General features: G+C 47.2%; 27 protein-coding genes. 14 read left to right on the forward strand and 13 right to left on the reverse strand.

Annotated features, from left to right (window positions below; genetic code table 11):
• Positions 1-82: 82 nt before the first annotated feature.
• Entirely contained in the window at positions 83-301 is a 219-nt protein-coding gene (locus tag ASC49_RS11825; RefSeq protein ID WP_055463456.1) for a hypothetical protein, read from the forward strand.
• Between the two features lie 130 nt (positions 302-431).
• A complete protein-coding gene (locus tag ASC49_RS11830; protein ID WP_055463457.1) occupies positions 432-1073 on the forward strand; it encodes a LysE family translocator in 642 nt (213 codons plus the stop codon).
• A 67-nt stretch (positions 1074-1140) separates the two neighbouring features.
• Here the strand turns inward: ASC49_RS11830 and cspE are convergent, their stop codons facing one another.
• From cspE to ASC49_RS11860, 6 genes are all read right to left on the reverse strand, one after another.
• Complete coding sequence (cspE, locus tag ASC49_RS11835) at positions 1141-1350, reverse strand: transcription antiterminator/RNA stability regulator CspE (RefSeq protein ID WP_055463458.1); 210 nt, start codon at positions 1348-1350, stop codon at positions 1141-1143.
• Between the two features lie 190 nt (positions 1351-1540).
• Positions 1541-1969: a DUF1294 domain-containing protein gene (locus ASC49_RS11840; protein WP_055463459.1), complete on the reverse strand. Its 429-nt coding sequence runs from the start codon at positions 1967-1969 to the stop codon at positions 1541-1543.
• Positions 1970-2016: 47 nt separating this feature from the next.
• Positions 2017-3270 (reverse strand): MgtC/SapB family protein, encoded by a 1254-nt coding sequence (locus ASC49_RS11845; protein WP_055463460.1) that lies wholly within the window; start codon positions 3268-3270, stop codon positions 2017-2019.
• A 94-nt stretch (positions 3271-3364) separates the two neighbouring features.
• Positions 3365-4144: an IclR family transcriptional regulator gene (locus ASC49_RS11850; RefSeq protein ID WP_055463461.1), complete on the reverse strand. Its 780-nt coding sequence runs from the start codon at positions 4142-4144 to the stop codon at positions 3365-3367.
• A gap of 16 nt (positions 4145-4160) precedes the next feature.
• Entirely contained in the window at positions 4161-5063 is a 903-nt protein-coding gene (locus ASC49_RS11855) for an MBL fold metallo-hydrolase (RefSeq protein WP_055463462.1), read from the reverse strand.
• A 163-nt stretch (positions 5064-5226) separates the two neighbouring features.
• Positions 5227-7128, reverse strand: coding sequence for a B12-binding domain-containing radical SAM protein (locus tag ASC49_RS11860; RefSeq protein WP_245624703.1), 1902 nt, complete (start codon positions 7126-7128; stop codon positions 5227-5229).
• Positions 7129-7395: 267 nt separating this feature from the next.
• Here ASC49_RS11860 and ASC49_RS11865 point away from each other — a divergent pair, with 267 nt between their 5' ends.
• Positions 7396-9006, forward strand: a complete 1611-nt coding sequence (locus ASC49_RS11865) for a methyl-accepting chemotaxis protein (RefSeq protein WP_055463464.1) — start codon at positions 7396-7398, stop codon at positions 9004-9006.
• Between the two features lie 51 nt (positions 9007-9057).
• On the opposite strand, the gene ASC49_RS11870 is transcribed toward ASC49_RS11865, so the two are convergent.
• The 3 genes from ASC49_RS11870 to ASC49_RS11880 form a co-directional block, all read right to left on the reverse strand.
• Positions 9058-10338 carry a hemolysin family protein gene (locus tag ASC49_RS11870; RefSeq protein WP_055463465.1) on the reverse strand — a complete coding sequence of 427 codons (1281 nt, stop codon included), beginning with the start codon at positions 10336-10338 and terminating at the stop codon, positions 9058-9060.
• Positions 10339-10501: 163 nt separating this feature from the next.
• Positions 10502-11179 carry a monofunctional biosynthetic peptidoglycan transglycosylase gene (mtgA, locus tag ASC49_RS11875; RefSeq protein ID WP_055463466.1) on the reverse strand — a complete coding sequence of 226 codons (678 nt, stop codon included), beginning with the start codon at positions 11177-11179 and terminating at the stop codon, positions 10502-10504.
• Positions 11180-11269: 90 nt separating this feature from the next.
• On the reverse strand, positions 11270-11944 hold the full coding sequence (locus ASC49_RS11880) for a class I SAM-dependent methyltransferase (protein ID WP_055463467.1): 675 nt from the start codon (positions 11942-11944) through the stop codon (positions 11270-11272).
• Positions 11945-12175: 231 nt separating this feature from the next.
• Here ASC49_RS11880 and ASC49_RS11885 point away from each other — a divergent pair, with 231 nt between their 5' ends.
• Complete coding sequence (locus ASC49_RS11885) at positions 12176-13576, forward strand: SLC13 family permease (RefSeq protein WP_055463468.1); 1401 nt, start codon at positions 12176-12178, stop codon at positions 13574-13576.
• Positions 13577-13586: 10 nt separating this feature from the next.
• Here the strand turns inward: ASC49_RS11885 and ASC49_RS11890 are convergent, their stop codons facing one another.
• Positions 13587-14192, reverse strand: coding sequence for a LysE/ArgO family amino acid transporter (locus ASC49_RS11890; RefSeq protein WP_055463469.1), 606 nt, complete (start codon positions 14190-14192; stop codon positions 13587-13589).
• A 109-nt stretch (positions 14193-14301) separates the two neighbouring features.
• On the opposite strand from ASC49_RS11890, the gene ASC49_RS11895 reads away from it, so the two are divergent.
• The 3 genes from ASC49_RS11895 (at position 14302) to ASC49_RS11905 (ending at position 16679) form a co-directional block, all read left to right on the forward strand.
• Complete coding sequence (locus ASC49_RS11895) at positions 14302-15201, forward strand: LysR family transcriptional regulator ArgP (protein WP_055463470.1); 900 nt, start codon at positions 14302-14304, stop codon at positions 15199-15201.
• Positions 15202-15272: 71 nt separating this feature from the next.
• Positions 15273-16253 (forward strand): CDF family Co(II)/Ni(II) efflux transporter DmeF, encoded by a 981-nt coding sequence (gene dmeF / locus ASC49_RS11900; RefSeq protein WP_055463471.1) that lies wholly within the window; start codon positions 15273-15275, stop codon positions 16251-16253.
• 9 nt (positions 16254-16262) lie between these two features.
• Positions 16263-16679 carry a MarR family winged helix-turn-helix transcriptional regulator gene (locus ASC49_RS11905; RefSeq protein WP_055463472.1) on the forward strand — a complete coding sequence of 139 codons (417 nt, stop codon included), beginning with the start codon at positions 16263-16265 and terminating at the stop codon, positions 16677-16679.
• An 89-nt stretch (positions 16680-16768) separates the two neighbouring features.
• On the opposite strand, the gene ASC49_RS11910 is transcribed toward ASC49_RS11905, so the two are convergent.
• Positions 16769-17251, reverse strand: a complete 483-nt coding sequence (locus ASC49_RS11910) for a YehS family protein (protein WP_055463473.1) — start codon at positions 17249-17251, stop codon at positions 16769-16771.
• A 233-nt stretch (positions 17252-17484) separates the two neighbouring features.
• Between ASC49_RS11910 and ASC49_RS11915 the strand changes: the two genes are divergently transcribed.
• Complete coding sequence (locus tag ASC49_RS11915; protein WP_055463474.1) at positions 17485-18207, forward strand: metal-dependent hydrolase; 723 nt, start codon at positions 17485-17487, stop codon at positions 18205-18207.
• A gap of 80 nt (positions 18208-18287) precedes the next feature.
• On the opposite strand, the gene ASC49_RS20195 is transcribed toward ASC49_RS11915, so the two are convergent.
• On the reverse strand, positions 18288-19592 hold the full coding sequence (locus ASC49_RS20195; protein ID WP_055463475.1) for a methyl-accepting chemotaxis protein: 1305 nt from the start codon (positions 19590-19592) through the stop codon (positions 18288-18290).
• Between the two features lie 408 nt (positions 19593-20000).
• Here ASC49_RS20195 and ASC49_RS11925 point away from each other — a divergent pair, with 408 nt between their 5' ends.
• Entirely contained in the window at positions 20001-21101 is a 1101-nt protein-coding gene (locus tag ASC49_RS11925) for a methanobactin export MATE transporter MbnM (protein ID WP_055463476.1), read from the forward strand.
• Between the two features lie 64 nt (positions 21102-21165).
• Here the strand turns inward: ASC49_RS11925 and ASC49_RS11930 are convergent, their stop codons facing one another.
• Positions 21166-21945, reverse strand: coding sequence for an AraC family transcriptional regulator (locus ASC49_RS11930; RefSeq protein ID WP_055463477.1), 780 nt, complete (start codon positions 21943-21945; stop codon positions 21166-21168).
• 119 nt (positions 21946-22064) lie between these two features.
• Between ASC49_RS11930 and ASC49_RS11935 the strand changes: the two genes are divergently transcribed.
• The 5 genes from ASC49_RS11935 to ASC49_RS11955 all read left to right on the forward strand — a co-directional run bounded on the left by ASC49_RS11935 (position 22065) and on the right by ASC49_RS11955 (position 25833).
• Positions 22065-22691: a LysE family translocator gene (locus ASC49_RS11935; protein WP_072242102.1), complete on the forward strand. Its 627-nt coding sequence runs from the start codon at positions 22065-22067 to the stop codon at positions 22689-22691.
• A 101-nt stretch (positions 22692-22792) separates the two neighbouring features.
• Entirely contained in the window at positions 22793-24064 is a 1272-nt protein-coding gene (locus ASC49_RS11940; RefSeq protein ID WP_055463479.1) for an O-acetylhomoserine aminocarboxypropyltransferase/cysteine synthase family protein, read from the forward strand.
• Between the two features lie 133 nt (positions 24065-24197).
• Positions 24198-24506, forward strand: a complete 309-nt coding sequence (locus ASC49_RS11945; protein WP_055463480.1) for a 4a-hydroxytetrahydrobiopterin dehydratase — start codon at positions 24198-24200, stop codon at positions 24504-24506.
• A gap of 153 nt (positions 24507-24659) precedes the next feature.
• Positions 24660-25037, forward strand: coding sequence for a GGDEF domain-containing protein (locus ASC49_RS11950; RefSeq protein WP_055463481.1), 378 nt, complete (start codon positions 24660-24662; stop codon positions 25035-25037).
• Complete coding sequence (locus ASC49_RS11955) at positions 25027-25833, forward strand: substrate-binding periplasmic protein (protein ID WP_055463482.1); 807 nt, start codon at positions 25027-25029, stop codon at positions 25831-25833. The genes ASC49_RS11950 and ASC49_RS11955 overlap by 11 nt, the downstream gene beginning before the upstream one ends.
• The last annotated feature ends 28 nt before the right edge of the window (positions 25834-25861 follow it).

Raw genomic sequence — 25861 nt, forward strand, 5'->3', positions numbered from 1 at the left:
TATTCACGGCCTTTCATTAGCCCAGAATGAAGCACAGTCTTCCCTGCAAAAGGTCCAACAAGCATTAGAGCGTATCGAATTATTGAACGTTGAAAAGGCTCTGCAAAAAGAGTACGGCTCTGATGTTAAATTGGCTTATGACTACGACTCGATGGCTTACGTGATGTTGAAACCTGGCGATGGCCGCTACGACGAAGTGAAAACGGGCAAGGACTTTTTAAAGGGATTAAAACACGATATTGGTGCTGATCTTGTTCCTAAAGATGTTTTGAATCTGTACCGCAAAGCAGGTTATGTGTGATTCAGAGAAGTTTGCATTGGGGTGAGTTCTATCATTCCGAACGCTTGTCATGAGCAACTCGCTGCTATTTTTTTACAAGCAATATGCCCTTTACTTGGCAGACAATGTTGTCTTTGATAAAGGAGTTAGCATGAACGAAGCTCATATTTTACTGACCTTGGCAGCCGTGCATTTTGTCGCATTGATGAGTCCAGGACCTGACTTTGCCTTAGTGGTACAAAACGCTGCACGCTTTGGTCGACAAACCGGCTTTTATATTGCTTTAGGTTTATCGTTGAGCATCTTGCTGCATGCCGTATTAAGTATTACGGGTGTGAGTTATTTGATTCAACAGCACCCATTGATTTTTATGTTGCTGCAAACGGCGGGAGGAACGTATCTATTGTATCTTGGCGTCGGAGCACTTCGAGCAACGTGTCTGAATTGGCAGCAATCCGCTACACCGCTCACTGCTGGGGTGTTATTAACGAATAAGCGCCAAGCTTTCACAAAAGGCTTCTTGACCAATTTATTAAATCCTAAGGCATTGGTTTTCTTCGCTAGCTTAATGTCGAGTTTGATCCCAATCAGTATGTCGTGGAGTGGTAAGGGGGTGGCTTTAATGGTTATTTGGAGCTTATCCCTATTTTGGTTTGCTTCCTTAGCATGGCTGCTAACGAGACCAAATTTACAGCGTAAAATGCTCAACGCTGGGCGCTATATCGATCTGCTTTGCGGGGTGTTTTTCAGCTTATTGGGTGGGTTTATTCTTTGGCAAGTGCTAGCAGGTTAGCCAGGTAATAAAAAGGGGCGATACCTTGCGGTATCGCCCCTTTTTAATGTGCTGCTTTAATTAAAAATTAAAGAGCAACGATGTTCTCAGCTTGAGGGCCTTTTTGGCCTTGAGTTACTTCAAACTCAACTTTTTGGCCTTCAGCCAAAGTTTTGAAGCCGTTGCCTTGGATAGCACGGAAGTGAGCGAATACGTCAGGACCGTTTTCTTGTTGAATGAAACCAAAGCCTTTAGTTTCGTTGAACCATTTAACTGTACCAGTTGTTTTAGTAGACATAATAAATATCCTGTAGATAAAAAATAAGGGTGCCTGTAACAGGCGGATGTAGCGGAGAAATAGACAATATTTTAAATCTTACAAGACGAAGGACTACTTTTAATAACACGACGTAACGAGATATAAAAACTCAAACTCTCTAGCTGCTGATTAATGTATAGACAGCAGTTAACTAAGTCAAAGGTTATTTTCATAAAAATGAAAATAAATTTTCTGACCCGTACAGAAGTGCCGGATATAAAACGCAGATTAGTAACAGCGCTCCTAGCCAAGCAACCCATTGGAACACCGGTTTTTGCGTTTTGTGGCGATAACGTTGCTGGCTATACAAGGCACCCAAGCCCCCACCAAACAAAGCCAATAGATGCAACACTAACTCAGGGATACGTTCTTTTTTCCCTTGAACGGCTTTACGCTTATCGAGCCAGTAAAACCAAGGAAGCACAATCACATTCTGGCTGATCACAAACCCGCTGAGCAGCCAAATATCGAGCGGTTGAAATGCCTCGACAAATTGGAATTGGCGATTGAGCCAAATCGCCGAAAACATTACCAGACCGCTTGTAACCAAGCTTAACAACAAGCAAAGGATGAACCATTTGCGATAAATAGCTGGCATGTCACAGATCCTGTTTCGTGATTGATGAGCAATATTTGATGTGGTCATTAAGCCATGACTGCTAAGCCTAATCCCACTGTGCTGGCAATGATTAAGGGGATGCTGGCACGTCTCAGCATGGCTTGTCCGCCAATCACGCCTGTCATGCCTGCTTTGAGTAAACCATTAACGGTGGCGGCGATGACTATCCCTAACACGGCAGTTTCAAGTGCCAAGCCGTCGCGACTCATACCGGAAAGTGAAAGGTTAATGGGATCAACGTCTGCGACGCCAGAGGCAGCGGCAAGCATAAAGACGCCAGCGTCTCCTAAGGTGGCTTTCAAACCACTGCTAAGCAGTAAAATACCGGTTAGCAAAGCGCCGAAGCCAAGGGCTGACCAGAGTGAAAGTGGTGATGCGGGCGGTGCGACATGTTCAGGCACACTTTGGTTGCCGCGATACCAAAGCCAAAGTGCCGGAAGGTAAGTCATGGCTGCCATGGTTAAGGTGGGAATGGCCAGCGGTTGTAACAGCTCTGGGTTAATGACGCTGGCAACCAAAAGGACTCGAGGGTACATGGTGCCACAAGCAAACAGCACGCCTGCAGCCAGTAGAGGTGATGCTTGTGGCATTTGTTTTGCCATTTTGGAAAATTGCAGCGTCAGAGCGGTAGACGATGCCAACCCTGCAAACAGCGCGGTTGCCATAATGCCTTTTCTTGCACCCGCAAATTTCATGGCGAAATAACTGACAAATGAAATACTGGAAATCAGCACCACCATCCACCAGATTTTGTAGGGGTTTAGTGCATCCCAAGGCCCCATATCTTCGTTTGGAATAACTGACAAAATGACCACAGAAATGATCAACAGTTCTAATGCGGCCCAGAGCTCTTTCTTTTCAATCAACCACAGCCAACGGTGCAACTCACCTTTGAGGCTGAGTAGTAAGGTCGTGATAATGGCTAATGAAGCCGCTTCGGTCACGTAGCCAACCATGACCATGGCACCAAAACAAAAGGCTAAAAGGGAGGCAATTAAGGAAGTTAGAGAAGAGCGCTCTCGAGTGCTGTTTATCACGTAAGAAGCGGTCAACGCGAGCGCTAAACCAATAAAAAACACCCCCAATAAAAAAGTACCAAGCTGCTCCGAAAGCATTGCTGATACGGCACCGAGCAACGAAATCAAACCGTACGTGCGTAGCCCCGCGACTCGAGAACCTTCTTTTTGGTCGCGATACTTAAAACCACGCTCAACACCAATCAGCAGCCCTAACGACAACGCAATACCCAGCAATACAATTGAAGACTCACCTAATTGCATAGCACCATCCTATTGTTTTGAAAATAAGAGGAACAACCTTTTCCTTACTTGAAGCGTATCACAAGCGTCTAAAAATAGAGCCGTTATTGATGAGTTAAAGCGTGTTTAATTGTGCCTGAATGTTTGAAACAGTTGTTAATAACGGTTGTGCATAATCCTTAGCAAACACAGCTTCGCTAGCAAACAGTTTGGGCCACACTAAGTTAATACAAGCTCGAACTTTGCCATCCATAACCAGTGGCGCTGCAATGGCGCGCAGCTCGTCACTGGACTCGCGTTCACCAAAGTAGGAGGGTGCCCGAAAGGCAAAGCCTTGCTGACGAATCTGCTCGCGCATCGCAGGCCAAATTTTGGAAAAATGCTGTTGATCATTGGTTTTGCAACGGGTGGATTGCCATGCTTGTCGTAGATAACGCTCGCAAACGTCAGGCTCGCTGAAGGCCAGTAATGCGCGGCCTGCCGCTGAGCGAAGTAAGTCGACCTGAGTTTGAATACGACAATGTGTTAAGTGCAAACGAGTGAGAGCACGGGTACTTTCGACTAGAACGAGTCGATCATCAATAGGGATGAAAATGTCCGACGGCCACAGCACTTGGTCGGTTAGGGCTTCGGCGTGTCGGCAGATGATTTCAATGAGTGGCTGTTCCGCTGGAGGAATATGGATTTCAGTCTGCTGGGGGAGCAGTACATTGCTACGATAACGTTGGTCGAGCAGATTCTGTCTCACTAGCCCTTGCTCACACAGACGCTTTAATAGTCGGTGAGTGGTGCTTTTGGGTATGAGGGTGCGTTGCGACAATTCTGACAAGGTCAACCCTTGAGCATTTCCAAGCTCGGTTAAGATTTGGATTCCACGATCAAGGGCTAGTGTCATCTAAGGCTCTCGTTAACTACTCAAATACATCCAAGTCATTCGCCAAGACCACCTTGCCATCATAGTGAGCTTGGACTTGCTCTGCGGTTGATTCAACAGGCTCAGCATAAAACAGTAAATGCGTCAGTACCAGTAAACCTGGTTGCACGGCATTGGCGACTTTTGCCAGTTCTGTCGCTGGAGTATGAGCATGCGAATGATAGTTTTGCCACGCTGGCGAGACCTTTTTCAAGGCTTCGTCATTGATCACTTCGTGAACCAAGATGTCGACTCCTTTAGCCATTTCGATCAGCTTATCGCTATAGCCCGTGTCGCCTGAAATCACGATGGTTTTATCCGGCGTAGTAATTTTGTAGCCAAAGGCTGGTTCAATATCGCCGTGGGGCACATCAAAGGCTTCGATGGTGACATCGCCATCTTTAAATACCCAACCACCGTGTTCGTACTCAGTGACCCGAGTTTTATACATTTCAGGGTTCTTTATTGGCGTTAATCCCTTTAGGCGCAAATCTAAATCTACTTGTAACATCTCGTAATAACCATCGGTCATGGCTTGAATTCCCTTTGGTCCGTAGACCGAGATTTGATTGTCGCGGCGCCACCAAAGGGTCGAGGCGAGCTCTGCGTAATCTAAAATATGGTCACTGTGTAGGTGAGTAATAAAGAGGTTTTCGATCTTGGTGGGGTGTAATTGCGGGAAACCATTGGCCGCCGCTTGAATGGTGCGATGTACCGCCCCTGGTCCAATATCAAATAAATACGCTTTGTCGTTATAGACCACCGCCGTTGCTGAGCCAACACGCTCAGGGTTGGTCACAGGTGTTCCTGTGCCTAGGGTAATGACTTGGGTTTTTGCCAACACAGGCAAGGCTACCAAACCAAGGGATAAAAGGGTGCATTGAGAGAATTGCTTGATCATAACCTGAGTCCACTCTGTTATTTTTATTGGAAGACATCTGAGTATGGCCATACACAGTGCAGTCGCTGAACTGCCTGTTTATCATTGCGATCAAGTTGAAAAAGGTAAATGGGAAAGTGCGTAGCGTTCCACTGAGTGGAACGCTTGTCGAGGTGAAGAAGGATTAGCTGCTGGCTATCAAATTGCTAAACGCTTTGCTGATGAGATCTTTTTTCACTGTGGTACGTGCTACAGATTGATCAAACCAAAAACTCATGGGCTGATCAAAGCCAATGCCATGCATGTAGTTGTACAGGGCTTTGCGTAGGCCATTACCAAGCATGTCATGGTCGGTGCCGGTTGGATCAAAGAAATCGACGTCGTTCTCAGCAAAGAGTGTTTCTGGGCGCTCAGCTAGAGTGATGCCGTATTCTTCTGGGTTGATGCCAATTGGACTGTGGATGGTCGCCGCGAAGCGGTGCCAGTAAGCGGATTGGAAACAGCCCTGAGACATCATCTGACGCACCATTTCCAGAGCATCGACGGTTTCTTGCTCGGTTTGAGTTGGGAAACCGTACATCAAGTACGCGTGTACTAGTATGCCTGCATCACTAAAGCCTTTGGTGACGCGCGCCACTTGCTCGACGCTGACGCCTTTTTTCATCAACTTCAGAAGACGATCTGAAGCCACTTCCAGACCACCACTGACGGCGATACAACCTGAGTCTGCCAGCAGTTGGCATTTCTCAGGGGTGAAGGTTTTCTCAAAGCGAATATTGCCCCACCAGCTAATGACAACGCCTCGTTCGATCAAGCGTTCAGCCAAGGCAAACAACGCTTTCGGTGGCGCGGCTTCGTCAACAAAGTGGAAGCCCGTCTGCCCGGTTTCTTCGATCAATTGCTCGATACGATCCACCAAGATATCTGCGCCAGCGTAGTCGTAACGTTCGATGTAATCCAAGCTCACGTCACAGAAGCTGCATTTCTTCCAGTAACAGCCGTGGGCAATGGTGAGCTTATTCCAGCGGCCATCGCTCCAAATACGGTGCATCGGGTTAAGCATTTCACACAAAGATAAATACTCGGTCAGCGGTAAACCATCGTACACCGGTGCGCCGACTTCCGTTTGCGGAATATCGTGCAGAGCTTTGTTGTCATTGAAATAAACAAACGGTTCGCCATCTTGGTCTTCAGCGAGGAAGTAAGTTCGAACTAAGTCGTCTACTTCACACTTGCCGTCAAAGTAGTCCAGCAAGGTCATAAACGGGCGCTCGCCATCGTCGACACAGATAAAATCCACGAACTCAAATACGCGCGTGTCTTTCAGCGCGCGCAGCTCGGTATTCACAAAGCCGCCGCCCATCACCACTGGAATGTCCGGATTAATTTCTTTGCAGGTCTGGGCAATGCGCAACGCGCCGAGCATATTGCCAGGGAAAGGCACTGTCAGCGCGACCACGCTAGGTTGGGTTTCCTCAAGGTAGGCCTCGACCAACTGCTCAAGGATTTCTGAGCTAAAGCTCGATTCCCCCATCAAGGTATCGTACAAATCGTCAAACGTTGGATTGGCGGCGGCCAAACGCTCGCCGTAGCGGCTGACTTCAAAGTAAGGGTCAACGCCTTGAGTAATCACTGACGATAAGTCATTGATAAACAAAGTTGCTAAGTACTTGGCCTTGTCCTGTACACCCAAGTTGCCAAAGGCACTTTTGAGCACATCGCCAGAGACTGCTTCCATCTGCTCGATCACATCAAAGGCTGGGCCTTCGGGTAAAAAACGGCGGGAGTTAATGCGCATGGCAAGGCTCGAATCCTTGCCCTGTAAAAAACGGATCACTGGCTCAACACACAAACGATAGCGATCAAATTCCGCGAGGAAAGTGTAAATCGCATCTGGCAATTCATCGTCATCAAAGGCTTCAAAGTTCTCTTCCACATGCTGGCGCATAATGTCTAAGCCTTGTGTTGTCATCATCTCCAGAAACAACTCAATGGCAGGATCCCGCTGCTCAGCTTTGTAGCCTCTGGAGCGTAAAAAACCGGTTAAATACGCGGTCGCAGGATACGGTGTATTTAACTGAGTCATAGGGGGCGTCATTAAAAGAACGGTCATTGCTTACCTTTGTGCGCAAAGTCGTGGAAAGATCGCTAGTTTAACATCAAATCTAGAATTCTGACTGTGTGCTTTTGAGGTGTTTTTAGGCCATGAAAAAGTATCTAAAGATAGAGTTCTATAAGTCACAGTAATGTGTCAGACTGCGATTTTGTTGGGTCGGCCACTGATGCAATAGAACTGAACTAGTGTAGATGCATGGGTAGGCCTTTTTAGGCAGCTTGAGAAAGGAAGTAAGCTATGAGTCGGTTTTCGATGGGAACTAAATTTACGATGATCGCCTCCATCATCTTTGTATTTCTAGTCGCTTTAATGGTCATAAAGTCTAAAAGTACAGATTTAGCAGACAGTTTTAACCGTTTTTACAATGAGAATCACAAAGTCTCGGTCAGTCTAGAGCATTTAAAAGAAGCTCAGGTGGACATCGTCTTAAATGTGCGGGGGTTGCAAATTGGGTATTTGCTGTCATTGGATAAGCAAATACCACCTTACCTGAAAACCATAGATGAAGCATACCGCAACACGCCTGTATTGCTGCAAAACCTAAAAACGGGGTTCTCAGGTGATGCCCAAGCATTGAAAAACGTAGAAAGCTTGGTCGCAGATTTTCAAACTAAAACCAAAGCGTTTGTGTCTGCGATGCAAAATGCGCCAGACCATAAAGCTCCCTTTCCTGTGTTTTCTGCATTCATGGGCTCTTATACCGCACTGATTGATGCCTTGGACGCTTTCTCTGACCTTAATAGCTCGGCGGTTATTGTCGCTAAGCAGAACTCAGATAGCTTAATTTCAGAAATCGAAATCAGCTTTTGGGGTGCGGTTGCGTTAGCCTTGTTCGTCTCTCTTGCTCTAAGTTACGCCATATCGAGCAGCATTGTGCGACGTATACAAGTTGTGAGTACGGCGGCTCAAGAAATGGCCAAAGGACATTTAAATAGACCTGTTGAAGTGGTCGGGGAGGATGAAATCGCTGATTTAGGCCGTGCCATCAACGTCTCTAGAGAACATTTTCGATCGGTCATCACTAATGTTTTAAATGCGGTAGATGGCGTCAACAAGAGTAGCTTAGGGGTGCTGCAAGCCAACCAAGAGGCAGCTAAGCGTTCGGTTGATATTATGGAGCACACCGAATTGGTTGTCGTAGCATTAGAACAGATGTCGGCCAGCAGTCGTAGCATTTCTGAAAATACTCAAGATTCTTCAAGCGCGGCTAACGGCATCCGAACGGTGGCCCAGAGTAGCTTAGCTGTGGCGCATAATACTTTGTCCGAAACGGATAACTTAGTCAGCACATTAAATGAAACCAATGTGGCGGTCACAGAGCTACGCAGCGAGACCAACAACATTGAGACTATTTTGGGTGTCATCCGTGGCATTTCTGAGCAAACTAATTTACTTGCGTTAAACGCCGCTATTGAAGCCGCACGAGCCGGTGAAACAGGCCGTGGGTTTGCGGTGGTAGCGGATGAAGTACGTGCACTTGCCCAGCGTTCGCAAGATAGCGTCAACGAAATTGAAGCGTTACTAACGAAGCTGAATCAAGCGAGTCAACGCGCCGTAAGTCAGATGGGGAGTAGCTTAGGGTTAGTGGAAAGTTCTCGCAAGCATGTGTCTGAAGCAAGCGATTTAACGCAAGACATCTTAGAGCGTATCGAGCGTATTTCAGAACAAGCTAGCCAAATTGCGTCTTCTGCCACGGAACAGATTGCCGTAACCGATGATATTAATATGAAAATGCACTCGGTTCGGGATTTAACTCAGCGTAATGCGGAAGAAGCAAAGAACTCGGGCCAAAGTGTTATGAACAGCAGCGAAGATGTTAAGAAACAATTAGAGTTCTTTAAGATCTAGCGTATCGGCTTAAAGAGGGCTAGATACAGCCCTCTTTAAGTCACCACGGAGTTACACAGTGACACGAGTGACCAGCAGCTGTTCCACTCGCACGCCTTCTAAATCCAATACTTCAAACTTATAACCTTCGTGCACAAATGAGTCTGTGCGCTTAGGTAGCCGTTTGAGTTTGTAGATAACAAAGCCCGCAATGGTTTCATATTGGTTACGATCGGGAAACTCTTCGATCGCAAGGCTACGCATGACATCAATGATGGGGGTTAAGCCTTCGATCAGCCACGAATCCGCATCACGTTGTACGATCTGTTCGGCATCTTGTGGGGTGATCAAATCGCCCATAAAACTGCCCAGTAAATCTTTCACCGTGACCAAGCCTACGACTGTACCGTATTCGTTCACCACCACCGCAAACGGCTGTGGCGCGACCTTGAAGGCGTTTAAGGCTTCTGACAGGGTTAAGGTTTCTGGCAAATAAAATAAGTCTTTATCCACTTGTTCGGGGGGGATACAGGCTTTTTCGCCTTTCAAAACCCGGCGTAGTATCTCTTTCGATTCGATCACGCCAATAATTTTGTCGAGGTTGCCCTCGCACACTAAAAAGTCATTATGTGGATGCTCGATGATTTTCTGGCTGATGTCTTCGCTGCTTTCGTGGGCGTCAAAATAAATGATCTGATCCCGCGGCGTCATGGCGCTGCCGATGGTTAAACTGTCCAGTTCAAACACGTTACCGATTAATTGATACTCTTGTTTCTGCAAGCTACCGTCTTCTGCGCCAGCGTCCATCATGGCGACGATGTCTTCAGTGGTGACTAATTCTTCCTGTTTGGTAGGCAAATTTAATAAACGCAGAATGGCGTTAGTAATGCCATTAAACAGAAACACCATTGGCATCAAGACAAAGGTAATCCAGCGCATCGGAGTGACCATTTTGATGGCCACGGCTTCCGGCATAATGATCGCCAGACGCTTCGGTAAGAGATCTGCGAATAGGATAAACAGCGAGGTCAGCAGCAGGAAGGACAGCATGAAGCTGACTTGATCGAGCAAAGGTCCTTGGTAAAACATGATTACCATGTCTTTGACGTAAGGGGTTAGCGCTTGCTCACCGACGATACCGCCAAGGATTGAAATGGCATTCAGTGCGATTTGAATCATCGCAAAAAAGGCACCGGGATTTTGCTGAAGTGCGAGCACAGATTCGGCTTTTTCGTTGCCGTCCTCCATCATTACCCGCAGCTTGATTTTGCGTGCAGCGGCCATACCGATTTCAGACATAGCAAACAACGCACCGAACAGGATGAGTACACCAATCCAAAGAAAATCATTCATTTTTTAGCTTCCACTTATGATCACACGAAAACGATTAAACGCCGTATTCTGGAGCAGTGATATAAGCCTCGAGCTGGCTTCCATAGACGGTGCTTTCTGTATAGAAAACAGGCGCATTATAGAATTAAAACCATCGCGTGCAATGGCTATTTTGTAGCGAAAGTTAGTCGAGAATAGGGCGTAAATAGTCAGGGCCCAACTGACGCATTTGTTGCTCGATCCAATCGACTCTCTGCGATAGATTGTTACTGAGTCGATTGGGATCTCGTTGTCTAGGGTTTGGCAATAAGACCGCTAAACGTGCGGCTTGGTTTGGTGTTAAATTCCTTGCTGCGCGATTAAAGTAGTGTTGACTAGCGGCTTCGACGCCATAAATGCCTTGACCAAATTCAGCGATGTTTAAGTACACTTCAAGAATGCGTTTTTTACCCCAAACCACTTCAAGACAAAGTGCTAGGCCCGCTTCTAGGCCCTTACGAAGTAAACTGCGGCTGGGAGATAAAAATAGGTTTTTAGCGGTTTGTTGTGTGATGGTACTGGCACCGCGTAGTTCTTCGCCATCGCCATAGTCGTGAAGAGCATTGCTGATAGCGGTAAAGTCCACGCCAAAGTGGTCTGGAAAACGCTGATCTTCTGAGGCAATCATTGCTAAGGGAACATAGCTGGGCAATGTATCAATGCTGACCCATGTCTGTCTGACGGGGTAAGGGCTTTGCAGCATAAAGGTTGTGGTTGGGGGTGGTACAAAGCGAAACAGTAGCAATACTAAAAGGAACAGCAGTGCCAGCTTCCAGAGCACGGACCAAAGCCTACGGGTAATGCTGCGTTTACGTGATGCCATGAACTACCTCAAATCTAATAGGGATCCCATCCTAGTCGAGTCATGATAGCAAGTTTCCGTGATCAAGGCCGCCTTCATCGCACAGATGGATTAGAGCGGTGCTGTGCCTTCTGCCAGTCGACGGTAGCTGAGAATATGACCTTTGAATGGTTTATCTAAATAGTCGGTATGAGGCGGTCGGGTCTGGGTACAGCTAAAACCAAAGTTCGCGAGTTGATTACTCAGTTTGTTTTTACGGCCTCGGCCCGGGTCAACCACAATTACCTCACAGTTAGGTAAAGCGTGGTCTTGGATAAAGCTTGCCAAGATCTCAATATGATTGTCTTCGTACAGCACATCGCTACCAATGATAATGTCGAATAAACCAAGGGTATCGCTATTGTCTGCCCAATCGGCCTGTTGGTAAGGGATAAGTTGGTCGCCGTTCAAGGTGGTATTGCGATCAAGAAAATGGTGTGACTCTGGATGATAGTCTGTAGCGGTAATGTCTTTGTGCTGTTTGTTCAACAACAAACTGGACAAGGCCATGCCACAGCCGAGCTCTAGGATGCGTTTGCTGCCCACATCGTAGTTACACATATGATTCGCTAGCACTAAGCTAGAAGGCCATAATATGCCAAAGATAGGCCATGTCGCGGAGGAAATGCCGAGCTTTTCTGCTACACCGCCTGGGTCATGGAATTCTTGGTTATCACGCAATGTGCATAAATGAATATCAACTTTGCCAAACTCAACGGTTTGGTAACGTAAGCGTAGGGGCGTCATATCTCACTCAAATAAGTAGGCGCTAGGCCAACTATCCTAGAATAAGTGACGAAACGAGATGGATTTGGGCGGCAGTATAGCACTCGATCAGCATTGAGTCCGTGATTATCTCGATGGAAACGATATCTTGACGACTCCGATTAATGAATAACACAGGTTAATAATCAAATTCGTTTACCGAGTCAGACTTGCTATGTTGTAGAAAATACAACAAGAACAAAGGAAGCCAATATGCCCGTAAACTCGAATGATGCACCAGCGAATCCTATTTGGCCGGTGTTAGGTGTTGCCTTGGCGGCAGCGGTAACGGCGGCGTTAGGGGGGCTGTTCTTGCCTTCGCAGCAGGCAGCAACCTTAGGCGTATTAGTGTTCTGTGCGGCCTTGTGGGCGACTTCATATGTGCCCGAATTTTGGCCAGCGCTGGCCATGTTTGCACTGGTGACCGTCACACAAATCGCACCGGGTAGTGTGGTGTTGTCGGGCTTTACATCATCGACTTTTTGGTTGCTGTTTAGCGGTATGGTGTTTGGTGCCGCCATTCAATTTACGGGGTTAAACCATAAGGCAGCAGGGCTATTGATCCAGATTGTTGGTAAAAGTTATCGCAGCGTGATTACGCGTACAGCCTTATTTGGCTTGCTCTTGGCATTTCTGATTCCCTCCGGTATCGGCCGAGTCGTGCTGTTAATCCCGATTGTGGTCGCAATCACCGAACAGCTGGGCTATCAAGAAGGCTCAACAGGTCGCTACGGCATTTTGCTGGCGGCGGCGTTTGGTACGTTTCTACCTACTTTTTCGATCTTGCCAGCGAATGCGCCAAACATGCTGTTATCCGGCATCAGTGAAGCACTATATGGCGAAACTTTGTCCTATTGGGATTATTTGGTACTGCATTTTCCCGTGCTGGGTCTGGTCAAGGCAGGGCTGGTGATCGCCGTCATTCTATGGTTGTTTCCTGCCCAAGACCCAGTGCATCCGGTTAAACCTGCTACGGCTGAGAAGGTCACTCTCTCTGCTAAGGAAAAGCAATTATTGCTGATATTAGTGCTGTGTTTTGTCGCTTGGCTAACCGATAGCTTGCACCATATTTCCCCCGGCTGGATCGGCCTGGTGGCGTGCGCGGCATGCTTGTGGCCTAGTGGGGAATTCACCAGCAAACAGTGCTTGAGCAAAGATTTGAATTATGGCCCGCTGTTTTTTGCAGCAGGGATCATCGGCTTGGGGGCAACCATTGCGTATACCGGCTTAGGCGAATCCATCGTTAAGGCGTTAACCCAAGTGGCGCCGTTTGTTGTGGGTGAAAACACGCTCAATTTAGCACTCATGACCGGGATCTCCATACTGGTAGGTATGATTGCTAACTTAGCCGGTATTCCGGCCATCATTACGCCTTTGGCTGGGGATTTAGCCGAGATCACCGGCCTGTCCAGCTATGCCATTGTGATGTCCGAAGTCATGGCGTTTTCCACCGTTTTGCTACCCTATCAGGCTCCACCTTTGATCACCGCCATGGCGCTCGGTAAGCTGCCGTTAGCGGTGGTCAGTAAAGTGTGTTTAGTGACGTTTGCTTTGACCATCGTGCTATTGCTGCCTTTAAACTTCGGCTGGTGGCATCTGGTGGGGATGTTATAACGCCGTCAGCCTAACTCAGCATCAACGCACTTAATGTCAGCATAAATACGGCAATACTGGCGTCTAAAATACGCCAAGCCAGCGGGCTATTGAATACGGGGCGCAATAAACGTGCTCCGTAGCCAAGCGCGATAAACCAGACTAAGCTGGCGCAACAGGCGCCGATGGCGAAGGCGATCTGACCAAAACCTGGGTAGTTCGCAGAAAGGCTCCCCAACAGCACCATGGTGTCGAGATACACATGCGGGTTCAAGAAAGTAAACGCTAAGCAAGTCAGCACCACGGTCTTCAGTGACGCAGAAGAAGTTTGTTGTGCCGCGTGTAAGGCGCCTGAGCCAGACCAAGCACGTTGTGCTGCTTGCAAGCCATAAAATGCCAGAAACGCCGCGCCACCCCATCGTAAATACTGAACCAATGACGGCCACGCCTCGACTAGAATACCAATACCGGCCACCCCGCAAGAGATCAGCAAGATATCGCTCAGCGATGTGATCGCAACCACGGCACCGATATGGTGGCGCATCAGGCCTTGTCTAAGCACAAAGGCATTTTGTGAACCGATAGCAATGATCAATCCTGCACCCGTGGTAAAGCCGGATAATAAGGCCGTCAACATAGTACTGTTCCTGTAATTGAATAAAACAGCGCTATACTGCGTTGTCATATCTCCTTAGTAAATTTAATAATTATAGAGATGGTTAAGAAATTCTAATCTGGAGGGCTTGATGAGTCTCGTTCACCCGCAACTAGCCGCGTTTGCTGCCGTCATTGAAGAAGCCAGTTTTGATGGCGCCGCTCAACGTTTATGCGTCACGCCGTCTGCGATATCGCAACGAGTTAAGGCTCTTGAGGATCGCTTAGGGCAAGTATTGATTGTGCGTCAGCCACCGTGCCGACCAACTGAAGCTGGGCAAACTCTGCTGCGCAAAGTGCTGCCGATGTTAGCGTTGGAAGCAGAAGCATTTGCCGATTTTCAACTCGATCAACCCGCGGACATGGCTCCCCGTCGTTTAAAAATAGCCGTTAACGATGACTCATTGGAGACTTGGTTATTGCCAGCACTGGCCGAACTGAGTCAAGACTTTGGTTACCTGTTCGATGTGGTGGTGGACGATCAAGACCATTCTTTAAGCTTGCTACGTGATGGCAGTGTTATTGGGGCCGTGACCTCGGAAGCGAAAGCCATTCAGGGCTGTGATATTCACCCACTTGGCACCATGCGCTACCACGCTATTGCTTCCCCCGAATTTAAAGCGCGTTATTTTGCTCATGGCTTGAATGTCGAAGCCCTAGGTGTGGCTCCCATGCTGGTATTTAATCGCAAGGACGAGTTACAAAATCGCTTTATTCGACGCGTTACCACGCAGATCCTGCAGCCGCCAACCCATTATATTCCGACTTCCAAAGGCTTTGTCGAAGCGGCAGCTCTGCATCTTGGGTGGTGCATGGTGCCGGAATGTATGATTCAAGCAGACTTACGCCTGCAACGGGTAGTGTTACTGGATCCCAGTATCACTGTGGATGTGCCGCTGTATTGGCAGCATGCCTCGCTGCGTTCAACAACCTTAGCTAATTTAACCCGTGTGTTTCGTCAGCAAGCACAGCGCATGTTGAATTCGAACTAGGTATGACTTTACTTTGATAATCAAATAATCTATTTTTTATAATAATTTGAAATTCAAAGTAGTTGGTGCTTATGTCTATTCCTGATTGCAATAAAATCGACCAGTTTTCTTACTTCGATTCCGATAATGAAAAACGTACCCTGTATGTATTGCTGCTGACTTTTGTCACCATGGTGCTTGAAATTGGCGCTGGGACTCTATTTGGCTCTATGGCGCTACTTGCCGACGGTTGGCATATGGGCACCCATGCAGCCGCTTTCTGCATCACCTTGTTTGTCTATCGCTACGCTCGTAAGCATAAGCACAGTGGTCAGTTTTCCTATGGGACCGGTAAAGTCGGAGTATTGGGTGGCTATACCAGTGCTATCTTATTAGGTCTTGTTGCTTTAGGGATGTTGTATGAGTCGTTTCATCGGCTAGTGAGTCCTGTGGCGATTGAGTTTAACGCTGCTATTAGTGTGGCCGTGATTGGTCTAGTGGTGAATTTGCTAAGTATGCTGCTGCTTGGGCATCCTGGGCACGATCACGATCACGATCACGATCACGATCACGATCACGATCACGATCACGATCACGATCACGATCACGATCACGATCACGATCACGATCACGCTCATAGCCATAGCCACCAACACAGTGATCACAACCTCAGTGCGGCTTACTTGCATGTGCTGACCGATGCACTAACGTCGGTGTTGGCAATCGTTGCTTTGCTGGTGGGTAAATTTGTTGGCTGGGTATGGCTAGACCCACTTATGGGGATCGTGGGCAGTTTGATTATTGCGAAATGGGCATGGGGGCTCATGCAGAAAACGTCGCCGATCTTGCTGGATAAAGCGATCGATAAAGCCTACAAACAGAAAATAGCGTTAAGACTCGAAAGCGCTAATGTGTCCCTGCAAGATCTGCATATCTGGAAGGTGAGCGCCGATCACTTCTGTGCCACCTTGACCTTAAAAGACGAGCAAATGCGCGAACCAGCTTTCTTTAAGCAACTCTTGGTGGAGTTTGATAAAATCGATCACATCGTTATTGAAGTGAATCCAGTATAGGTCTGTCTTATGTCTTCTCATACCGCACTGAACAAAGTACTCATCGAGTTCTACGACAAAATGGCATCGTGGGAAGCCTCTGTGGTGCGTGAGTCGGACTATTCCTTAGCTCAAGTCCATACGTTAGAAGCCTTGGGCAACTATGGGCCGATGAATATGAAATCCTTGGCAACTCAGCTTGGCATTACAACGGGGACCTTAACGGTTCAAGTGGATAAACTGGTGAAGCTTGGGTTGGTGCAACGTTTTTACCGAGAAGACGACCGACGTTCTATTACCGTGGCGCTCACGGAGGAAGGACAAACCATTCATCAGCATCACAATGCCCTACACCTATCGTTAACCGAAGAACTCACCAAAGAGCTTAGCGAAGATGAACGCCAAGTGTTAGTAAGCCTGCTCGGTAAACTGAATCAAGAGTTCTAAGGGAAAGGTAGTAAAAACAATGCTTTATGCTAAAAAATTAAGCTTGGGTAGGGATTGGCTTGAGCGGCCTAAGAGCCGCTCGCCCATACTTAAGCTTGAGTCGCTTTGCCTTTTGCCGAACGCATATGTAGCTGTAAGCCTAGCAAGAAGTAGCGCAGAATCTGATCTTTACAAACGCGATATTGGCGGTTCTCAGGTTTACGGAAAAAAGCGCTCAGCTCATGTTTGCTTAGATTGAACTCGGCTAAGCGCATCATCTCTAGCATATCTTCTGCTTTAAAGTTCATCGCGATACGTAGCTTCTGCAGAATAATATTGTTGTTTAAGCGTGTCTCCGGTGCCGGTAGACCATCTTCTCGGGCGCCGCGTTTCATCACGATCAAGCCGTTTAAAAAAGACGCTAGCTCCACATCTTCGATAGGTTCAAAGCCTTCCATGTCCTCTTTTTTCAACCAAGCAGCCACTTGCTCTTCTGTTACGGTCGATTCGGCTAGAGCAAAAATCTCTACCATAGTGCTGTCTTTAAAATCGAAGGTGTAGCGCACACGGCGCAAAATGTCATTGTTGATCAAGGTTGGTTCCAGTCATAGAAAGCCCAGCGAAATCCGAGTGATTGCTGGTGATAGGGCATGGTAACAGAGAACGTCGCTAGGCTCTCGTATCGCAGCAGAGATGACTCACTTTTTTGTGCACAGAATCTCTTGCGGGATTGTTGTAGTATGCGCCCACTCACTGGTTAGCTTTTGCAAAATGGCTATCTTCTAATATTTACCGCGATTTATACCGCGATAAGGGAGCTTGCCCTATGGCAGACTTTAAAACTCATGTTAGCGTTGCCGCTGTACTCAGTACGATTCTGGCTGCAAGTGCCTTTGTGATGGGATTCGCGACCCTAAACGAGATGGTGTTATACGCGTTGGCTGGTACCTTGGGTGGCCTGCTACCTGACATTGACGCCGATGAATCCATTGCTATTCAACTGGTGTTTCGGTTATTTGGGGCCTTAGCCGCTGGGCTGGTATTGGTCATCTGGATTGAGCGGCTGATTCATTGGCAATTACTCGCGGCGGCGCTGGTCTGCTATCTGCTGGTGCGGTTTCCAATCCAGTGGTTGTTTGAGCAACTTACCGTGCATCGAGGCGTATTGCACAGTCTACTGGCGAACCTGCTCTTTACCGCCTGTGCCGTGCCACTGGCGTATCATGTGTTTTCCTTAGATGCGAAAACGGCTTGGGGAATAGGCGGCTTTGTTTTCTTCGGTGCCACCATTCATCTTGTGCTAGATGAGCTATATAGCATTGAGCTGTCTGGAATGCGCGTGAAACGCTCATTTGGCACGGCCCTTAAACTCACAGACTGGGGCGAACCCCTCGTTTCTTTATTGTTTATTTGCGGATGTGGGCTGGGGTATTGGTTGAGTCCCAGTGCAGCAGAGTGGTTGCCAGCGTTTACTTGGCTACCTGAGCCCGAGCAACTCTCACAGCTATTAGTGCAAACATGGCAAGAATTGCACCGTTTCTGGAGCTAGGGGAGTTATGACTCCCCCAATTTTTTCAATAATGATTCGGCCATTTAGAAAAGACGCCAGGGCTGCGGTTATGGCATGGATTAATCAGAAGATTTAACCAAATCCCCCACCACATGACTGACATGTTCGGCACCTTTAAGGATTTCGTCGATGATACCTGAGGCTTCTCGAATATTTTCTGAGTTCATTTGAACCTGATTGGTCACTTTCAACATGCTGTCTTTGGCTTGCGAGACCAATTGAGTATTTTTGTTTACCATCTCATTGATTTCATCTGTCGATTTGCTGGTACGAGCCGCTAGAGTACGCACTTCATCGGCAACCACTGCAAATCCGCGACCGTGTTCGCCCGCTCGGGCTGCTTCAATGGCGGCATTTAACGCCAGCAAGTTAGTTTGATCCGAGATGGCACCAATCGTATCGACGATCTTAGAAATCTCTAGTGACTGATGATTTAGATCCACAATCAATGCCGTGGAAATTTTCACATCTTCAACAATGCTTTCGGAGTTATGTGCCGTATCTTTGAGTATGCTTGAACCGCGTTCTGATACCTGAGCCGTTTCAACCGATGTGCTGTGCGCAACTTCCGCCGCACGTTCAATAGATAGCTGCTTGTTGACCCGTTCGGTAATATCGGTCGCCACTTTTACAACTTTGGTGACCTTGTGCGCGTCATCCCAAACAGGGTTGTAGGTAGCCTCAATCCAAACAATCCCACCATCTTTACGTTGGCGCTTGAACAGTCCGGATTTGACTTCGCCTTGAGCCAATTCTTTCCAGAAATTAGGATTCTCTTCATAAAATTCATTAAAACAAAACTGCTTATGGTGTACGTTCGGAAGCTCTTTCTCACTGCTGTAACCAAGTGCGCGCGCAAAGTTTTTATTGGCCTGAATAACCGTACCATCGGGTTTGAATTCTATCACCGCATTGGATTTGTTGATGGCATCTATTAACGCATTTTGAGCTACGCTTTTTTCATAGGCTTCGGTGATATCCGCCGCGATTTTAAAAACTTTAACGACTTTGTTGTTTGAGAATATGGGAAAGTAGGTCGCTTCGATCCACAGCGCGCTACCATCTTTACGGCGACGTAAAAATTTACCTGAATGGCTTTCTCCTCGTGCTAAGGCGGGCCAGAAAGTCGAATACTCTGAAGCGTTGGTTGCATCTGAGTTGCAGAGCATATGGTGGTGCTTGCCCTTAATTTCGCCTAAGGAATAGCCGATAGCGGATAGAAATAGATCGTTTGCGTCTTCTATTTCGCCTTCAGGAGAGAAGGTGATGATAGGGCAAAACTTCTTCATTGATTCTATGATATCGCTACAGATATCAGAGCGTTGTGTCTCAGCGTCTTCTTTCCTTGATGTTTTAAAAAACATACAAACACTCCTATCAAGAGATAAGCCGCTAAGCATCTGAAATCACAGCGTCTTATTGGGGTAAACAAAAGCCATGGGGTATAAAAAGTAATAGGGCATAAATCTAACATTATCTATAATAAATTCTTATAGATATCTGATTTCTTATCATAGCTGATAGCGTATTCCTAGAATCGCTTTCTTAAAATAAACTTAATGTGTTGAATTGCAAAAGAATGTAAACCGTTCAATAGTTAGAACGACCAAAAAATATCGATGTTGCGCTTGTTGTCTGATCAACCTTTTCTGATAAATCATTGAGTGGCGGTCAGTGAGTAGCTTGCCCGAACATCACTTCAAGTGTTGAAGGGGGCGCTGTGTTGACGATGGGCTATAGTATTGGTCATATCCTTACGAGATTGGCTTGCAATGAATCCTAGAAAAGTAAATGTTTGCACGACATCTTGGCTGAAAGGAGGGCTGTTATGGGTTAGCTTGCTGGCGCCGATCTGCTCTGCATTTGATTGGTCATTGCCAGAATGGCTTCCTCCGCCTCCAGTGCCAAAGAATAATCCTATGTCGAATGCCAAAGTGGCGTTAGGGCAACGGCTTTTCTTTGATGCAAACTTATCCGGGGTAGGTTATGTCTCTTGCTCTACTTGCCACCTGCCTAGTCATGGCTTCGCCGAGCAGCGTGTGGTTGCCGTAGGCATTAGTGGAGATTTCCATCGGCGTAATACTCAAGCGATTGTTAATAGTGCTTATATGACGTCTCTAACGTGGTCTAACCCTGAGTTAACGTTGTTTGAAGAGCAAGCTAAAATTCCCTTATTCGGTCATGGGCCTGTTGAAATGGGCACACAACACCACGAACAGAAAGTATTGCAATATTTTCAACTGCATCCGTTGTACCCCGCTATGTTTGATGCGGCATTCGGCCCGCAAGATGAGATTAGCTTTGACCATATTCTTAAAGCGCTAGCTGCGTTCCAGCGCACATTGATCAGTTATAATTCACCCTTCGACCGCTTTCGCTATGAGCATCAGGAACACGCGCTCTCCGCACAAGCAAGACGAGGTATGACTCTCTTCTACAGTCAAGAAATTGGCTGTGGCAATTGTCATTCCGGTGTTCATTTTTCGGATGCGACAACTCAGGCTGGTTTTCACAACACAGGGCTTTATAACATGGATGGCCATGGTGCCTATCCAGAGATCGACCAAGGTCTATATGAGATCACTCACAATCCTGCAGATCAAGGCAAGTTTCGCACGCCAACGCTTCGTAATATCGCCCTCAGCGCGCCGTATATGCACGATGGCTCTATCGCAACGCTGGCTGAGGTGATTGAGCATTATGCCGCTGGTGGACGTGCAGCGTTAACCGGAGCCCCATCGCCCCTAAGAGATGCCAGAGTACAAGCATTTGAACTGTCGACAAGTGATAAGCAGGCTTTAGTCACGTTTCTAGAAAGTCTGACGGACGAGACCTTTATCTCCTCGGGGCAGCATACCTCTCCTTTTCGATGAAGTGATCGATAAAGTAGGTTGAGCAGTCAGCGCTTTTAAGCCCCAAATGGACTCAACCCGGAGCTCAATCCCCTGTATCTTTTCGCAAGCTATTTTGAAACTGTTTCGGTGTGGCGGCAGTAAAGTGTACAAAATGTTTGTGAAACTGGCTTTGGTCTTGATAGCCAACCAGTAGTGCAACGTCAACAAGCGCCGCGCCCTCGGCAATAAGCTTTTTCGCCCATTCAATACGTCGATTATGGCGTAAGGCGAGTGGCGACAGGCCTGTTTGTCGTTTTACGGCTCTGATAAAACCTTCCCGGCTCATTCCTTGCTCAGTAGCCAGCTCCTGAATGCTCAATTCGCTCTGGGTAATGCTCTCTAAGTTAAGTGACCCTATGGGCTCAAGATAGCCGACTTCCTTAATGAGAGAGATAAGTGTTGTGAGCGAGGTATCCTCGGTCACCGTAAAGTGGGATAACCATTTCGTTATCGCTGCAAAGTATACCGAATCTCGTATCACATATTGTTTGGTCGCGAATGCAGCGGTTTCAGGAGAGCCTCCGAGTACTTCTAGGCACCAGCTCTTGTCGATATATAGCATGTGGTAACTGCGGCTTCCGCCGTTGGGGTTGCAGGAGTGGGAGCAGTGATGTGGAATCAAGACCATGTCACCAGCGTAAAGCGTTTGTTCCTCACCATTGACAGTGCTCTTGGTGGTGCCATCAAGAACCACCCCCAATGACACTGTGTCGTGCTGGTGGGTTTTATACGCCAGAGCGCTGTTAAAGGTTGAGCGTAACGTTAGGAACGGCCATAGGGGGTTACTAACAAATTGTTGCTCTTGTTGTGAAGGAACCGTCATATCCAGATCTTCTTTGGGTAATACATCGACTTAGCTTAACTTTTATCAGGGTCACTTTCTGACAATAATTTGCGCGTGCGACTTTTTATTATGCTGTCTCTAATATGGAGACAACAGACATGATTGAACAGTTTATTGCGCCAACCTTCTTAGTTCTAGCACTTGCTCATTGGTTAGCATTACTAAGCCCAGGCCAAGACTTTGTGTTGTTAGTGACTCAGACGCTGCGTTTTGGTCATCAGCGCAGTCAGTATGCAGTGTTCGGCATCGCATTGGGTAATTTGCTTTATATTATTTTAGTCATCGCAGTGGGAGCGAAACTGCGTGATTACCCTGTGGTGTTTAATATTATTCAATGGTTAGGGGTCGTTTACTTGGCTTGGATTGGCGCTAACTTATTACGCGCACAACCAGCGAACATCCACTTTACTACAACAGATGTACCCCAAGAAAAACGCTCCAAGACGTTTCTCTTGGGGCTTGGATCCGCATTACTGAACCCTAAAAATGCATTATTCTATTTGAGCCTGATGAGCTCAATATTGGGCGACAGTGCGACCGTTTTCCAGCAAGTGTTCGCTGGGCTATGGATGTTCTTAGTGGTGCTCATCTGGGATTGGCTGCTTGTTTTATGGGTTGCCCGGCCGATGTTTCGTCAGCGGGTGCAGCGTTATTTGCATTGGTTAGAACGAGTCTCAGGGGGGATCTTTATTAGTCTGGCTGCTGTCTTAGCGATATGGCGTTGAGCAATAGAGGCTTGTTTATTTGCTTGTTTACTAGCGGTTCATTGCTCTAAGATCATTAGCACTTTATGCGACGACACTCACGAACAATAAAAGGACCCAGCATGAAATTTGAATCACTAGCGCTCCATCATGGTTATACGTCTGAAGCGACGACTAAAGCGGCCGCTGTGCCGATTTATCAAACCACGTCTTATACCTTTGATAACACGCAGCATGGTGCTGACTTATTTGACTTAAAAGTAGCAGGCAACATATATACGCGCATTATGAACCCGACCAATGCGGTATTAGAGGAGCGTGTGGCAGCACTAGAGGGCGGTATTGGTGCGCTAGCGGTTGCGTCTGGTATGGCGGCTATTACGTATGCCATTCAATGTATTGCAGAAGTCGGCGATAACATCCTGAGTACGAGTCAGCTGTACGGCGGCACTTACAACCTGTTTGCCCACACTTTCCCTAAACAAGGGATCGAAGTGCGCATGATCTCTCACGATGACTATGAGGGATTTGAAGCAGCCATTGATGATAAAACCAAGGCGATCTTCTGTGAGTCCATTGGTAACCCAGCGGGTAATATCGTGGATATTGAGCGCTTGTCTGCTATCGCGCACAAACACGGTATCCCCGTGATTGTTGATAACACCGTGGCAACGCCTTACCTATGTCGACCATTTGAGTTGGGGGCGGATATTGTGGTGCACTCACTGACTAAGTACATGGGCGGTCATGGTAACAGTGTTGGCGGTATCATCGTCGATTCGGGTAAGTTTGATTGGAAAGGCAATAGCCAGCGTTTCCCTGCATTGAATGAACCTGATCCTTCTTACCACGGTGTGGTGTATACCGAAGCACTGGGAGAAGCCGCTTACATCGGTCGTTGTCGTGTGGTGCCGCTGCGAAACACTGGCGCAGCATTATCGCCACAAAATACCTTCTTGATTCTGCAGGGCATCGAAACGTTGGGGTTACGTATGGAACGCCACTGTGAGAACGCGGAGAAAGTCGCCGCGTTTTTACAGCAGCATGACAAAGTTAACTGGGTGAACTACGCGGCGTTGCCAGACAGTCCATACCACGCTACTTGCCAGAAAATTACTGGCGGTAAAGCGTCAGGCATTATCAGCTTTGGCATCAAAGGTGGCCGTGAAGCGGGTGGTCGTTTTATTGATGCACTGCAAATGATTCTTCGCTTGGTAAACATTGGCGATGCTAAATCCTTAGCTTGTCACCCAGCGTCGACCACACACCGCCAACTGAATGCAGAAGAATTGAAAAAAGCGGGAGCCAGCGAAGACATGATCCGCTTGTCGATTGGTATTGAACACATTGACGATATTCTTGCCGATATCGAGCAAGCACTCAGTGCCGCATAGTTCTACACTGTATTGATACTGGCTTGATCATAAGGCTGCCCTTAGTCACTATGACATAAACAGGGCAGCCTTTTTATTTTGTGATCCGGCTCTTTCATTAATACCAGCTGCTTAGTGCTAATCGGGAGCTCTCATGACCTATCAAAAACTCACTTCACCAGACATTGAATCTGCTCTAGAACAACTTAATTCAAACGCCGCATCCCATTGGGTTATCGAAGACAGCAAACTAACCAAAACCTTTGAGTTTCGAAACTTCCAGCAAGCGTTTGGTTTTATGACCATGTGCGCGCTGTATGCGGAAAAGAAAGATCATCACCCAGAGTGGTCGAACGTCTACAATAAGGTAAGCGTCCAACTGATTACGCATTATGTAGCAGGGCTGTCGGATAAAGATTTTGATCTTGCTAAGCAAATGGATGTGTTTGCAAATGGAGCTTAATCCCTTTTACACAATGATTTCATGTCTGGGCTTTATCTAGGTTAAACTCGAAGCATAAGAGTATTGGAAAGGGTTGTTAATGTTTAAGAGCTTTCTGCGCTACCCAAACAATCTTTCCCAAAAAATGTTACATGTGATTTTTTCCATCTTATCTTGGCGGATTTAGACTTCTTTAAGCAGATCAATGATACGCATGGTCATTTTATCGGTGACAAAGTACTGATCCATTTTAGTCAAACCGTGAAAAGTTTATTGAGTGAGTCCGATCTTTTTGGGCGAGTGGGCGGTGAAGAGTTTGCCATCTTGTTACCTAATACGGACTTAGAAGACGCGTTTCAGCTGGCTGATAGTATACGCCAAGCGATTAGCAATACCGTGTTAGAGCTAGAGGGAAAGGCCGTTTCTTATACGGTCAGTTTAGGTGTTGAAGCATCCGAGCCTGAAGACCAAGTCATTGATGAGTTGTTTAAACGAGCAGATTTGAAACTCTACGGAGCGAAAGATAACGGGAGAGATCGGGTTGAAAAGTAATATACACAGAATTGTAGAGTCCCTTCTGTGCGCGGTGGCCGTGTTGGAATCGAGTACCAGTCTGGCGACGACTCTTAAAGTGTGCTACGACCAATGGCCACCGATGACGATTTTTCCAAGCCTAAACGTACCTGAGCGTGGTGTCGTGATTGACATGGTCGAGCAAATCTATACTGCGAAGGGCTACACCCTTGAATACTATGAAGTGCCGCTTGCAAGAGGCCTGGACATGGTGGCAGAAGGGCGCTGCGATATGCTGCCAGAGTTCTTGTACTCGAAGCACGCTGAAAAAGGGTTTGTTTATGCGGAGCAGCCGACCTTTGCCTACGACAGCGCGTTTGTCGTGAGAAAAGACGATCCTTGGCGCTACGATGGTATCCCATCGCTAAAGGATCGACGAGTGGCGACAGGCCCTGGTTGGGATTACAGCTCCATGAGTGCTGGCTATCAGGACTTTATCGATGACCCCAAAAATGCCAAATTCGTTGAAGTCATCGCAGGAGATGATGATGTGATTGACCGTATTTTCCAGATGATCAAGGCTAATCGCGTTGACTTATATGCTGATAACGAACTGGTGCTTCAGTACGTCTTACACCAACTGGGACTGAATGATTCCTTGAAAATCATACGCCCAGGTTTAGAAAAACCATTGGTTGAGATGCCGATCTTTTCCAAACAGCTTCCTGCGGAAAAACGCCAACAACTGATCGATATATGGAACCAAGGCCGTTTAGCAATAACTGGCGAGAAAGAGCAAGCGCTACTGGACAAGTATCAAATATCGCTGCATTGAAAGGAGGGCAGACCTTTAGTATTTAAAG

Source organism: Marinomonas fungiae (assembly GCF_001418205.1).
GTDB lineage: Bacteria > Pseudomonadota > Gammaproteobacteria > Pseudomonadales > Marinomonadaceae > Marinomonas > Marinomonas fungiae.

What these genes read in the sequence shown, in the direction of transcription:
- ASC49_RS11885 (WP_055463468.1), top strand. Translation starts at nt 12,176, where the DNA reads ATGCCCGTAAACTCGAATGATGCACCAGCGAATCCTATTTGGCCGGTG.
- ASC49_RS11895 (WP_055463470.1), top strand. Translation starts at nt 14,302, where the DNA reads ATGAGTCTCGTTCACCCGCAACTAGCCGCGTTTGCTGCCGTCATTGAA.
- mtgA (WP_055463466.1), bottom strand. Translation starts at nt 11,179, where the DNA reads ATGGCATCACGTAAACGCAGCATTACCCGTAGGCTTTGGTCCGTGCTC.
- ASC49_RS11940 (WP_055463479.1), top strand. Translation starts at nt 22,793, where the DNA reads ATGAAATTTGAATCACTAGCGCTCCATCATGGTTATACGTCTGAAGCG.
- ASC49_RS11845 (WP_055463460.1), bottom strand. Translation starts at nt 3,270, where the DNA reads ATGCAATTAGGTGAGTCTTCAATTGTATTGCTGGGTATTGCGTTGTCG.
- ASC49_RS20195 (WP_055463475.1), bottom strand. Translation starts at nt 19,592, where the DNA reads ATGTTTTTTAAAACATCAAGGAAAGAAGACGCTGAGACACAACGCTCT.
- ASC49_RS11890 (WP_055463469.1), bottom strand. Translation starts at nt 14,192, where the DNA reads ATGTTGACGGCCTTATTATCCGGCTTTACCACGGGTGCAGGATTGATC.
- ASC49_RS11855 (WP_055463462.1), bottom strand. Translation starts at nt 5,063, where the DNA reads ATGATCAAGCAATTCTCTCAATGCACCCTTTTATCCCTTGGTTTGGTA.
- ASC49_RS11880 (WP_055463467.1), bottom strand. Translation starts at nt 11,944, where the DNA reads ATGACGCCCCTACGCTTACGTTACCAAACCGTTGAGTTTGGCAAAGTT.
- ASC49_RS11915 (WP_055463474.1), top strand. Translation starts at nt 17,485, where the DNA reads ATGGCAGACTTTAAAACTCATGTTAGCGTTGCCGCTGTACTCAGTACG.
- ASC49_RS11860 (WP_245624703.1), bottom strand. Translation starts at nt 7,128, where the DNA reads ATGACTCAGTTAAATACACCGTATCCTGCGACCGCGTATTTAACCGGT.
- cspE (WP_055463458.1), bottom strand. Translation starts at nt 1,350, where the DNA reads ATGTCTACTAAAACAACTGGTACAGTTAAATGGTTCAACGAAACTAAA.
- ASC49_RS11930 (WP_055463477.1), bottom strand. Translation starts at nt 21,945, where the DNA reads ATGACGGTTCCTTCACAACAAGAGCAACAATTTGTTAGTAACCCCCTA.
- ASC49_RS11870 (WP_055463465.1), bottom strand. Translation starts at nt 10,338, where the DNA reads ATGAATGATTTTCTTTGGATTGGTGTACTCATCCTGTTCGGTGCGTTG.
- ASC49_RS11865 (WP_055463464.1), top strand. Translation starts at nt 7,396, where the DNA reads ATGAGTCGGTTTTCGATGGGAACTAAATTTACGATGATCGCCTCCATC.
- ASC49_RS11830 (WP_055463457.1), top strand. Translation starts at nt 432, where the DNA reads ATGAACGAAGCTCATATTTTACTGACCTTGGCAGCCGTGCATTTTGTC.
- ASC49_RS11840 (WP_055463459.1), bottom strand. Translation starts at nt 1,969, where the DNA reads ATGCCAGCTATTTATCGCAAATGGTTCATCCTTTGCTTGTTGTTAAGC.
- ASC49_RS11850 (WP_055463461.1), bottom strand. Translation starts at nt 4,144, where the DNA reads ATGACACTAGCCCTTGATCGTGGAATCCAAATCTTAACCGAGCTTGGA.
- ASC49_RS11935 (WP_072242102.1), top strand. Translation starts at nt 22,065, where the DNA reads ATGATTGAACAGTTTATTGCGCCAACCTTCTTAGTTCTAGCACTTGCT.
- ASC49_RS11905 (WP_055463472.1), top strand. Translation starts at nt 16,263, where the DNA reads ATGTCTTCTCATACCGCACTGAACAAAGTACTCATCGAGTTCTACGAC.
- ASC49_RS11945 (WP_055463480.1), top strand. Translation starts at nt 24,198, where the DNA reads ATGACCTATCAAAAACTCACTTCACCAGACATTGAATCTGCTCTAGAA.
- dmeF (WP_055463471.1), top strand. Translation starts at nt 15,273, where the DNA reads ATGTCTATTCCTGATTGCAATAAAATCGACCAGTTTTCTTACTTCGAT.
- ASC49_RS11925 (WP_055463476.1), top strand. Translation starts at nt 20,001, where the DNA reads ATGAATCCTAGAAAAGTAAATGTTTGCACGACATCTTGGCTGAAAGGA.